The organism is Pseudomonas sp. GW458-11-26-14-LB4 (assembly GCF_059423925.1).
On the sequence record NZ_JBWKYU010000009.1, the window covers coordinates 243,155 to 254,377 of the forward strand.

Annotated in this window: 9 protein-coding genes; 2 read left to right on the top strand and 7 right to left on the bottom strand. The window is 63.3% G+C overall.

Annotated features, from left to right (window positions below; genetic code table 11):
- Positions 1–16: 16 nt before the first annotated feature.
- Both AC07XZ_RS14755 and AC07XZ_RS14760 read right to left on the bottom strand, forming a co-directional pair.
- Positions 17–262: a DUF2789 domain-containing protein gene (locus AC07XZ_RS14755; RefSeq protein ID WP_102687447.1), complete on the bottom strand. Its 246-nt coding sequence runs from the start codon at positions 260–262 to the stop codon at positions 17–19.
- Positions 263–390: 128 nt separating this feature from the next.
- The gene (locus AC07XZ_RS14760) at positions 391–852 is read right to left on the bottom strand and encodes an aminoacyl-tRNA deacylase (RefSeq protein ID WP_007957669.1); all 462 of its coding nucleotides are present in this window, start codon (positions 850–852) and stop codon (positions 391–393) included.
- A 196-nt stretch (positions 853–1,048) separates the two neighbouring features.
- Between AC07XZ_RS14760 and AC07XZ_RS14765 the strand changes: the two genes are divergently transcribed.
- Positions 1,049–1,576 carry an NfeD family protein gene (locus AC07XZ_RS14765; protein ID WP_102687446.1) on the top strand — a complete coding sequence of 176 codons (528 nt, stop codon included), beginning with the start codon at positions 1,049–1,051 and terminating at the stop codon, positions 1,574–1,576.
- A 2-nt stretch (positions 1,577–1,578) separates the two neighbouring features.
- On the top strand, positions 1,579–2,337 hold the full coding sequence (locus AC07XZ_RS14770; RefSeq protein WP_007957673.1) for a slipin family protein: 759 nt from the start codon (positions 1,579–1,581) through the stop codon (positions 2,335–2,337).
- Here the strand turns inward: AC07XZ_RS14770 and AC07XZ_RS14775 are convergent.
- The 5 genes from AC07XZ_RS14775 to AC07XZ_RS14795 all read right to left on the bottom strand — a co-directional run.
- A complete protein-coding gene (locus AC07XZ_RS14775; RefSeq protein WP_102687445.1) occupies positions 2,303–3,277 on the bottom strand; it encodes a sulfotransferase family protein in 975 nt (324 codons plus the stop codon). The genes AC07XZ_RS14770 and AC07XZ_RS14775 overlap by 35 nt on opposite strands.
- Entirely contained in the window at positions 3,265–4,050 is a 786-nt protein-coding gene (locus AC07XZ_RS14780) for an aspartyl/asparaginyl beta-hydroxylase domain-containing protein (RefSeq protein ID WP_102687444.1), read from the bottom strand. The genes AC07XZ_RS14775 and AC07XZ_RS14780 overlap by 13 nt, the downstream gene beginning before the upstream one ends.
- Entirely contained in the window at positions 4,047–4,652 is a 606-nt protein-coding gene (cysC, locus tag AC07XZ_RS14785) for an adenylyl-sulfate kinase (RefSeq protein ID WP_102687443.1), read from the bottom strand. Before cysC ends, AC07XZ_RS14780 begins: the two co-directional genes overlap by 4 nt.
- Positions 4,636–6,150, bottom strand: coding sequence for a TolC family protein (locus AC07XZ_RS14790; RefSeq protein ID WP_102687442.1), 1,515 nt, complete (start codon positions 6,148–6,150; stop codon positions 4,636–4,638). The genes cysC and AC07XZ_RS14790 overlap by 17 nt, the downstream gene beginning before the upstream one ends.
- A 46-nt stretch (positions 6,151–6,196) precedes the next feature.
- A partial coding sequence (locus tag AC07XZ_RS14795) for a beta strand repeat-containing protein (RefSeq protein ID WP_102687441.1) occupies positions 6,197–11,223 on the bottom strand: 5,027 nt, incomplete at its 5' end.

Consider the following 11,223-nt stretch of genomic DNA (forward strand, 5'->3'; position numbering starts at 1 on the left):
CGAAATTTTACGCTGACTAAGCGCCCCGCCCCTTCCTCAACATCACATCCAACTGATCCACCACCTCCGCCCAATCCGCATCATCGAGAATCTCATCACGCAGGAAATCCGCCTGGCTCTTGCTCCAGAAAAACGCGTCGCACAGGTGCAGTTCGGGTTTGAGCGGGGAATGGGTGGCGATGAACTGGTCGATGCTGACCGGGTCGCTGTCCAGGCCGAGTTGCTTGAACAGGGATGGGAGGCTGTGCGTCGGGTTTTCCATGTCGGAACTCCTGCGAGATTTATAGGGTGTGAAAGATTTTTCGCGAGCAGGCCCGCTCCCACAGGTCTAGCGCAGAACCTGTGGGAGCGGGCCTGCTCGCGATTAGCGTCGTCAAAAACGCCGCAAACCTACTGACTCAACTCCCGCACCTGCGCATGCGGCACCATTTTCAGGAATTCGGGCATGCTCATGTGCAGCAGGTTGTTGTGGTTGCCGGCTTCCAGGTAGATGTCTTTCTGCCGGGTCAGCAGCGGGTCGATGACCATGTCCAGGCCGTAGGAATCGCCCAGTGGCGGTACGGCACCGCGTTCGCAGTCGTCGAAAATGTGCGCCAGATTGCTTTCGCGGGTGATCTGCCATTCGCCGCTGCTGCGCACCTTGCTCAAGTCCAGGTGGCGGCTGGCGGGCAGCACCGCCATCAGGTAGTGCCCGTGACGGTCGTCCAGGATCACCGATTTGGCCACCCGTTCTGCGGCAATCCCGGAGACCCGCGCCGTTTCCAGGCTGCTGGACGAGTGCGGGTGGGTGACGATGTCATATTCGCATTGCGCCCGGTTGAGGCTGCTCTGCACTTTCTTGGCCATACGCATGATGCACCTCGGTGCCCGCCGACGCTGCGCGGCGGACGGTAATGAAACGCTGTGGCTGTACTTGAAAGTCTAGTCCGGCGAGCTGCAAACACCGGGAAATCCGCCCACTGGCGAGACAGGCAAATTGATCAAAAATCATCCAGCCGCAGCCTCAACTAGACTGTAAGAACAAGTCCTGACTCTCGCGGAGGGTCACGTGAACATCCGTTGCTGTGCGCTTGCCCTGTTGCTGCTGAGTGGATCGGTGATTGCGGCGGACGGTCCGTTTACCGCCGTCAGTCCGGTCGGCCTGTGGCTGATTACCTTGGGCATCACGTTTCTGATCGCCGAAGCCGCGCTGCCCAACTACGGGCTGATCGGCCTCGGCGGCATCGTCATGTTCGTGATTGGCGCGTTGATCCTGAGCAACGCCGAACTGCCGGTGCCGATGATGATCGGCCTCGGGTTGGTGAGCGCCCTGTTGCTGATCGCATTGCTGATCCGCGCCCTGAAAACCCGACCGCGCCAACCGGTCAGCGGCGATGCCGGCCTGCTCGGCAGTGTCACGGCGGTGACGGTGGTGCAACTGGAAGACAGCCGCAACGGCTGGGTGCAATTACAAGGAGAACGCTGGCAGGTGCTGAGCGCCACGCCGCTGCACACCGGGCAACCGGTGCGCGTGGTCGGGCGCAAGGGTCTGTTGCTGCAAGTGGCCGCGACTGACGCGGCACCGCTCGGAGAGTGATCATGGGTCTGCAAATCGGTTTTGTCGCGCTGCTGCTGTTGCTGATCGCCCTGGCCGGCTCGACGTTCCGCATCCTGCGCGAATACGAACGCGGGGTGGTGTTCCAGCTCGGACGCTTCTGGCAGGTCAAAGGGCCGGGGCTGATCCTGCTGATCCCGGTGGTGCAGCAAATGGTCCGGGTCGACCTGCGCACCATCGTCCTCGACGTGCCGCCACAAGACGTGATCACCCGCGACAACGTTTCGGTCAAGGTCAACGCGGTGCTGTACTTCCGCGTGCTCGACCCACAGAAAGCGATCATCCAGGTCGAGGATTTCCTCATGGCCACCAGCCAACTGGCCCAGACCACCCTGCGTGCGGTGCTCGGCAAACATGAGCTGGACGAACTGCTGGCCGAACGCGAACGCCTGAACATCGACATCCAGCAAGTGCTCGACGCCCAGACCGACGCCTGGGGGATCAAGGTCGCCAACGTCGAAATCAAGCACGTCGATCTCAACGAATCAATGGTGCGCGCCATCGCGAAACAAGCCGAAGCCGAGCGGGAACGGCGAGCCAAGGTGATCCACGCCGAAGGCGAATTGCAGGCCTCGGAAAAACTCATGCAGGCCGCCGAAATGCTCGGCCGCCAGCCCGGCGCCATGCAGCTGCGCTATATGCAGACCTTGAGTTCGATTGCCGGCGACAAGAGTTCGACCATCGTCTTTCCGTTGCCGATCGAACTGCTCAAGGGGATGGCGGATCTGTCGGCGAAATCGTAAGCGCGCGCAAGCGTTCCAGCGCGGCATAGGGCGCACGGGCGCAATCTTCGATCCGTGCCCGCAACAGCGCCGATGCCTCCCGGCGTTTGTGTTCGCCATCGACGACAAAGGGTTGTGACGGCTGCTTCGCGTGCTGCGCCGTCGCTGTCAGCGCCTGTTCACACTGCTTGGCGCTGAGCCCGAAAAACCGCGCCAGCCGCCCGCTCATCGCGTCGGGCAATTCGCTGTAGTTCAGCGCCAGCCCGGCAGAATCACGGCAATGCACCAACCCCGCCTCCAGCAGGCGCCCCAGCCGCCGGGCGATGAAATCCTCGCTGCCCTCGAACGGCAAATCGTCGTCCAGCACACAATCGCCGAGTGCACCCGGCACCATGTGCAGGCCGGGGCGGCGCAGGTGAGAGACGGCGATTTCCAGCGGATCGCGATACAAAAACAGCCACGGCGTATCGGGGAAGCACTGCTGCAGCAGCGGCCATTCACCGATGTTCCAGGCGTCGAGCTTGATCACCAGCCGCTGCTCCGTACCGCGCCGCCGCTGACCATACGCCGAGAGCAATCCGGCGATGGCCGCGCGGCGTTCTTCGCCCGGCAGATCGCTACGCAGCAAGGCGTCAAGGGGCGGCGGCTCCGAGACCACGATGTGATCGTCGAGCCGGGCGAGCATCTGGCTGATCAGCGTCGAGCCACACCGCGAGGCGTGAAGGATAAAGGCGCTCGGTAGCAGACCCGGACTGAGCGCCTGCCAATCCATGAGCGCCGACAAGGGCGTTTGCCGGCGGAACGCCTGATTGAACGGCAGGCGCAACGCGTCTTCGACGGCTTCACGAAAGAACGGCTGATGCAGCGATGTGTCGCCAAACCAGCACCAGTCGACCTGCCATTGCCCGACGGTTTTCCAGATGCGGATCGGTAACCAGCCGTCGAAATTCACAGACGCCATTGTTCGTTCCATGACCGACGACCATTGCGCATCGCCGCCAGCAGTTCTTCACGGGAAAAATGCAGGCCTCGTTCAGCGGCCAACACCAGCGTCTGGACGGTGAATGATTCGGGGTCGTGCAATGCCTGCAACGTTGCGGACAGCAACGGATCCGTGACCAGCAACCGTTGAAATCGCTGCAGCGCCGTCTCCGCGCCATCAGGCAGCGGAGTGCTCGGCAAACCGTCAACAATCATCTGCTCCAGCCAGGGCGCGGGGCGGCAATCGAGCACCAGATGAACCCGAACCGTGCTGTCGCGATTGTCGACCCGATGCGGTCGGGCGAGATCGAGAAACCAACATTCTCCCTTCGCCATCGGCATCCGCTGGCCGTCGAGCCAGAAGTCCACGGCAGGCGGACTGAGCAGTGGAATATGCAGGCGCAAATCGGCGTCCGCGCCCTCTAGATCGTAGTCGCGATGCTCATGAATCTGCCCGCCCGGGCCCAGTCGCAACAGCCGCGCACTGACAATTTCCAGCGGCAGATCCCGCAGGGCCTGCTGCCAGCGACCATCATTCAGCCAAGGGGCGCGTTGAACGGGTTCGGCGCTGCCGGGGGACAGTTCGGTCAGCGCATCGGCGGCAGAAATCAGCGCCACGCCGCTCCAGTCGCCGGCGAAATAAGCGGTGTTGAAATGACCGCGCCAGGCAGCGTCGTCAATCGCCGCCAGCGCCTGCAACAGCAATGGCAGATCCGCGGTCAGCGGCAATCGCGAGAACGCCGGCCGGCTCATGCCTTGGGCAACACCGCGGATTCGCCGAGCCAAGTCAGCAACCGGTCGAGACAGGCTTCGACCGTCAGCGTGCCGGTGTCGAGCACCAGCGAAGCCTGGGCCGGCGCCTCGTAAGGCGCCGACACGCCGGTGAACCCGGCGAGCTCGCCACGCCGGGCCCGGGCGTAATGCCCTTTCGGATCGCGCTGCTCGCACACCGCCAGCGCGGCGCTGCACCAGACCTCGCGATAGTCCTCGCCCAAACGACGGGCAAACACCTCGCGCAGATCCGCCAGCGGCGCGATCATCGCCAGAATCACGATCTGCCCGTTCTCCACCAGCAACGCCGCCAGCTCACTGGCGCGGCGGATGTTTTCCAGGCGGTCGGCATCGGTAAAACCCAGGTCACGGTTGAGCCCGACGCGCAGGCCATCGCCATCGAGCACCACACTTTGCAGACCACGACTGAACAACTCGGCATGCAACGCCTGGGCAAGGGTCGATTTGCCCGCCGCCGGCAAACCGGTCAGCAGCATTGCCGTGCCGCGATGGCCGTTGCGGGCCTCGCGTTGGGCACGGCTGATGCTGGCGGTCGGCGCCAATACGTCATTGCGCGGAGGCATGGGCCACCGGCAGCGAAATATCCCCTGACGCCCACGCGGCTTCGCGGTTGGCCAACGCGGTGGCGATCGACTGCACTTCGGTCGACTGCACCTGATCCGGCAGCGGATCGAGGCCGGCGCTGGCGAAGATCTGGCCGTAAGCATTGCGCAGATCGGCGTAGGACAGATCGCGACGCAGATCCGCCTGCAAGGTGTTGAGTTCGCCCTGAATCAGGTCCAGCTCACCAATGCCGTCGGCCTGACGACGGTTACGCAACTGACCGACGATTTGCCCGTCGATGTCCGACAGTTGCTGGTTGGTCTTGAACTGGCGCAGCGCCTCCTGATAGTTGGCGTTGGCCACGTAGAGCTGCGCCAGCACTGCAATCGACATCGCCTGACGCCGCGCGGCAGCCACTTCTTCACCGGCCTTCGCCACATCGATAGCCGCCGGGGCAGAGATCACGTTGAACAGGTTCCAGGTGACTTTGACGCCGTAGTCGGCCCAGCCCTGCTCGACCAGGAACGAGTTGCTGTCGTAATGCCCGCCAGCGGAGAACTCAAGACCCGGCAGCAGACGCAACATGGCCTTGCGGGTTTCGGCGGCGCTGATCCGGGTCTGGTAATCCTGCTCGCGCAGTTCCGGACGGCTGGTCAGGGCTTCCTGCTCGAGTTTGCTCAGATCGACCTTGAGTTCCGGGATCCGGTAACCGTCATCGGTGGCCAGGGTCAGATTGGTGCCCAGCGGCAGGTTGATCAGGGTCGCCAGTTCGGTTTTCGCCAGCGACAGCGCGCGGCGTTGTTCTTCCAGTTGCCGGGTCGCCTCAATCAGCGAACGCTGGTAACCGAGGGACTGCACCGGATCACCGATGCGCTGTTCGCTCATGCTTTCGCTGTTACGGCGGGCGGTGTCGACTCGCGCCATCAGGCTGTCGATCTGCTTGAGCAGGCGTTCGGCGGCCATCGCCCGCCAATAGGCCGAGCGCACGTCCTGAACGATGGTGTTGATCACCTTGCGCCGGCGCTCCTGAACGATCAGGCGCTGGTCGCCTTGCTGCTTGGCGCTGATGTAGCTGACACCGAAATCGAGGACGTTCCAGACCATGGTCAGGTCGGCGACGTCACGGTCGCGGTCCTGTGAGGTCGACGGTTCCAGAGACTGAGTGCCGGTACGCACACTCTGGCTGCTGGAGGCGCTGACGTTGTTGCGTCCGACGTAACCGGCGTCCAGCGCCATGCGCGGCAGCATGTCGAAACTGGCGAGGTCGAGCTGCCGCTTGGCCAGCGCTTCCTCCATGATTTTCAAGCGGCCTTCGAGGTTGTATTTCACCGCGCGGGCCATAGCCTGGTGCAGGGTCAGCGGACCGCTCAGCGGTTCCTGGCCCTTGTACATGCTCTGCAGGTCAGCTCTGGCCCGTTGCTCGCTGACGCTGCGTTCGATCGGTTCACTGGTCACTGCACATCCGCTGATCGCCAGCGCCAGCAAGCTGACGCCGAACAACTTCTGACTTTTCTTCATCCCTGGATCGCCCCTAGGTCCCGCATATATTGAGTTGTAATGTTGGTCAGGCCGGCATTTCGCTGATGCCGACCTGTTGCAGTGCGGCGGCCAGGTTGTCGACCCGGTGCTGCTCGCTGTCCTTGATCTGTTGCAGTTGCTGGCCAAGGGTCGGCGCGCCGAACACACCGCGCAGGCCCTGGGAAATATCGCCGCCCTTGATCGACTGACTGCCGAAGGCGTTCAGCGAATCGCGCTCGGCGCTGCTGTCCTGATTGAACAGACTCGACAGCGTGCTGCTGCCGAACACCCCGCCATCGCCACCGCCAAACCCGAGGAAGCCATGACCAGAGCCGTCACCCTGGTTGTCGCTGCTGCTGAACACCTGGGCAATGAAGCTGGGGCTCAGCGCACCGCGATTGATGAAAATATCCCCCAGTGGACGGATGCCGTTGCCGATCACCCGTTGCTCGAACAACGGCGCGAAAGTCAGCGGTGAACCGAGGTCGCCAGTGGGCGCGGTGAAGACGATCGGCTGCAGCGGAACGTTCGGCGGCGGCGGCGCGACCGGATCGCTGCTGCGGAACTCCGGATCCGGTGTCACCACGATCAACGGAGTAGTCGGTGCCACAGGAGGCACAGGCACCGTGTTGATCACGTAATTGCCGGAACTGCTGACGCTGCTGCCGCTGTTGCCCGACAGGTCGCTGACCCCGGCGGTGTTGATGCTGATCGCATTGCTGGCGCTGTTGACGTTGGCGTTCGGCGTCAGGGTTGCGGTCCAGGTCTTGCCACCGTCGCTGCTGCTCAGGTTGGACAGAGTGCCGTTGGCCACGCTGAGGTCCGACAGGTCGAAACCGCTGACCGCTTCGTTGAAGGTGATGGTCACCTGCGAAGTCTGACCGACGCCCAGGTTCGGATTGGCGATTACCACCGTCGCGGTCGGCCGTTCGCTGTCGAGGGCGTAGTTGTTCGACACCGCCACCGTGCTGCCGGCGTTGCCCGCAAGGTCGGTGACGTTGCTGGTGTCCAGCGCGATGAAGTTGCTCGGGTCGGTGACATTCGCGGTCGGCGTGAAAGTCGCGGTCCAGGTCTTGCCGCCGTCACTGCTGGTCAGGTTGCTGAGGTCACCGTTGGTCACGCTCAGGTCGGACAGGTCGAAATTGCTCACCGCCTCGCTGAAGGTGAAGGTCACCGTGGTGCTCTGGCCGATGCCCAGATTCGGATTGGCGACCACGATGTTCACCGTCGGCCGGGTCGCGTCGAGGATGTAGTTGTTGGAGATGGCGATGCTCGCCCCGAGGTTGCCGGCCAGGTCCTGGACGCCGCCGGTGTCGATCAGGATCAGGTTGGTCGGATCGTTGACGTTGGCTGTCGGCGTGAAGGTTGCGGTCCAGGTCACGCCGCCGTCGCTGCTGGTCAGGTTTGACAACGAACCGTTGGCGACGCTGATGTCCCCCAGATCGAACCCGATCACCGCTTCGTTGAAGGTGAAGGTCACGGTGGTGGTTTCACCGATACCGAGGCGGTTATCGGCAACCACAATGGTGGCGGTTGGCAGCGCGGTGTCGATGGCGAAGTTGTTGGAATCGGTGGTGCCGATACCGCTGTTGCCTGAGACGTTGGTCACTCCGGCATTGTTCAGGCTGATCAGGTTTGTGGCGTCAGTGACATTGGCAGTCGGGGTGAACGTCGCGGTCCAGGTGATGCCGCCGTCACTGCTGCTGACGTTGCTCAGCGTGCCGTTGGCGATGGTCAGGTCACTGTTGTCGAACCCGCTGACCGCTTCGCTGAAAGTGATGGTCACCAGCGAGGTTTCCCCGGCCTTGAGCGCAGGGTCGGCTACCACGATGGTGGCAGTCGGCACCTGGGTCTGCACTTGGTAATTGGCCGAGTTGGTGGTGCCAGTGCCAGTGTTGCCGGCCAGGTCGGTGATACCGGTGTTGTTCAGGACAATCAGGTTGGTCAGGTCGCTGACACCGATGTTCGGCGTGAAGGTGGCCGTCCAGGTGAGGCCGCCGTCGCTCGACGAGACATTGCTCAGCGTGCCGTTGGCGACGCTCAGGTCAGAGTTGTCGAAACCGGTCACCGCCTCGCTGAAGGTGATGGTCACCAGCGCGGTTTCGCCGGGACGCAGGTCAATGTCGCTCATGACGATGGTCGCCGTCGGACGCTGACTGTCGACCGCATAGTTGTTGGAATCGGTGGTGCCGCTGCCGGCGTTGCCTGCCAGGTCGGTGATGCCGGTGTTATCCAGGGTGATCAGGTTGGTGGTATCGGTGATGCCCGCCGCCGGCGTGAACGTCGCCGTCCAGGTGATGCCGCCGTCGCTGCTGCTGACCGCGCTCAGCGTACCGTTGGCGATCGTCAGGTCGGCGTTGGTGAAACCGGTCACGGCTTCGCTGAAGGTGATGGTCACCAGGCTGGTCTGGCCGACGCCGAGCGCCGTGTCGGCGACCACGATGGTGGCGGTCGGACGCACCGTGTCGATTGAATAGTTGTTCGAATCGGTGGTGCCGCTGCCGGCATTGCCCGACAGGTTCTGCACGCCAGTGTTGTCCAGCGTGATCAGGTTGGTGGCGTCGGTGATGTTGGTGGTCGGCGTGAACGTGGCCGTCCAGGTAATGCCGCCGTCGCTGCTGCTGACCGCGCTGAGCGTGCCGTTGGCGATGGTCAGGTCGGCGTTGGTGAAACCGGTCACGGCCTCACTGAAGGTGATGGTCACCAGCGAGGTTTCGCCGATTTTCAGGCTGGAGTCCGCCACGACAATGGTCGCGGTCGGCACCACGGTGTCGATGGTGTAGTTATTGGAGTTGGTCGTGCCGCTGCCGGTGTTGCCCGAAAGGTCGGCGATGCCGGTATTGGCCAGGGTGATCAGGTTGGTCGCGTCATTGACGCCCACGTTCGGCGTGAACGTCGCAGTCCAGGTGATGCCGCCGTCACTGCTGCTCACGGCGGTCAGCGTACCGTTGGCAATCGTCAGGTCGGCGTTGGTGAAACCGCTGACCGCTTCGCTGAAGGTGATGGTCACCAGCGAGGTTTCGCCGGCAGTGAGGTTGCTGTCGGCCACCACGATGGTCGCGGTTGGCCGCACCGTATCGATCGCATAATTGTTCGAATCGGTGGTGCCGCTACCGGCGTTGCCCGCCAGGTCGACGATGCCGGTGTTGTCCAGGGTGATCAGGTTGGTGGTACCGGTGATGCTGGCGCTCGGGGTGAACGTCGCCGTCCAGGTGATGCCGCCGTCGCTGCTGCTGACTGCGCTCAAGGTGCCGTTGGCAATCGTCAGATCGGCATTGGTGAAACCGCTGACCGCTTCACTGAATGTGATGGTCACCAGCGAGGTTTCACCGATCCGCAGGTTGTTGTCGGCCACCACGATGGTCGCGGTCGGGCGCACGGTATCGATGGCGTAGTTGTTGGAGTCGGTGGTGCCGCTGCCGGCGTTGCCGTTCAGATCAGCGATGCCGGTGTTGTTCAGCGTGATCAGGTTGGTCGCGTCGGTGATGCTGGCGGTCGGCGTGAATGTCGCCGTCCAGGTAATGCCGCCGTCGCTGCTGCTCACGGCAGTCAGCGTGCCGTTGGCAATGGTCAGGTCGGCGTTGGTGAAACCGGTCACCGCTTCGCTGAAGGTGATAGTCACCAGCGAGGTTTCGCCGATTTTCAGCGCGGTGTCTGCGACCACGATGGTCGCGGTCGGACGCGCGGTGTCGATCGCGTAATTGTTGGAATTGGTGGTGCCACTGCCGGCGTTGCCGGCGAGATCGACAACCCCGGTGTTATCCAGGGTGACCAGGTTGGTGGTGTCGGTAATGTTGGTGGTCGGCGTCAGCATGGCGGTCCAGGTGATGCCGCCGTCACTGCTGCTCAAACCGCTCAGGGTCCCGTTGGCCACGGTCAGGTCGGCGGTGGTGAGGCCGCTGACCGCTTCGCTGAAGGTGATGGTCACCAGCGAGGTTTCACCGCCCGCCAGATTGGTGTCGGCCACCACAATGGTTGCCGTCGGCCGCACGGTATCGATCGCATAATTGACCGAATCGGTGGTGCCGGTGCCGGCGTTACCGGCAAGGTCGGCGATACCGGTGTTGTCCAGGGTAATCAGGTTGGTGGTATCGCTGATGCTGGCGCTCGGGGTGAACGTTCCGGTCCAGGTGATGCCGCCGTCGCTGCTGCTCACTGCGCTCAACGTGCCGTTGGCGATAGACAGATCGGCGTTGGTGAAACCGGTCACCGCTTCACTGAAGGTGAAAGTCACCAGCGACGTATCGCCGATCTTCAACGCCGTATCGGACATCACGATGGTCACGGTCGGCCGCGCGGTGTCGATGGCGTAGTTGACGGAGTTGGTCGTACCGACACCCGCCACGCCGTCGTTGATCGCGGTCACCCCGGTGTTGTCGAGGGTGATCAGGTTGGTGCTGTCGGTAATGTTGTTGGTCGGCGTGAAGGTTGCCGTCCAGGTCAGGCCGCCGTCGCTGCTGCTCACTGATGTCAGCGTGCCGTTGGCAATCGTCAGGTCGGCGTTGGTGAACCCGGTCACCGCCCGGCTGAAGGTGATGGTCACCAGCGAGGTTTCGCCGATTTTCAGGGCCGTGTCGGCCATCACGATAGTCGCGGTCGGCGGCTCCACGTAGGCGGTGTTGAGCGTGCCGCCGTTGTTGTAGATCGCCGAGACAGCGGCCGGTGAAGTACCGTTTGTGCCACCACCCGATGCCGTACCACCGGCACCGCTGCCTGCGGCGTTGCCGCTGATGGCGGCGAAGTTGGCCGCCGTGATAAGCACCGTGCCGCCCTGGTTCCAGATGGCGCCGACGCCGCGCCCGGCGATGCCGCCGTTGGAAGCATTGCTGCCCAGTCCGCCGCCACCACCACCGCCGCCCCCCGCACCGAGGTTGTTGCTGATGACCGAGGTGCCGACGATTTTCAGGGTGCCGGTCGAAGCATTGTAAATGCCACCGGCGGCATTGCCGCCCGCGCCGCCGACCTTGTCCCAGCCTGCGCCGCCACCGCCGCCGCCAATGGAAATCGTGCCGTTGGTGGCCGTGCCGCCATTGCCGCCGTTGCTGTAGTAGGACACCCCCAGCCCGCCGGCAC

Excerpts from the sequence above, each read along its gene's own strand:
- AC07XZ_RS14780 (WP_102687444.1), bottom strand. The coding sequence starts at position 4,050 with ATGAGCCGGCCGGCGTTCTCGCGATTGCCGCTGACCGCGGATCTGCCA.
- AC07XZ_RS14790 (WP_102687442.1), bottom strand. The coding sequence starts at position 6,150 with ATGAAGAAAAGTCAGAAGTTGTTCGGCGTCAGCTTGCTGGCGCTGGCG.
- cysC (WP_102687443.1), bottom strand. The coding sequence starts at position 4,652 with ATGCCTCCGCGCAATGACGTATTGGCGCCGACCGCCAGCATCAGCCGT.
- AC07XZ_RS14770 (WP_007957673.1), top strand. The coding sequence starts at position 1,579 with ATGGGTCTGCAAATCGGTTTTGTCGCGCTGCTGCTGTTGCTGATCGCC.
- AC07XZ_RS14755 (WP_102687447.1), bottom strand. The coding sequence starts at position 262 with ATGGAAAACCCGACGCACAGCCTCCCATCCCTGTTCAAGCAACTCGGC.
- AC07XZ_RS14775 (WP_102687445.1), bottom strand. The coding sequence starts at position 3,277 with ATGGCGTCTGTGAATTTCGACGGCTGGTTACCGATCCGCATCTGGAAA.
- AC07XZ_RS14760 (WP_007957669.1), bottom strand. The coding sequence starts at position 852 with ATGCGTATGGCCAAGAAAGTGCAGAGCAGCCTCAACCGGGCGCAATGC.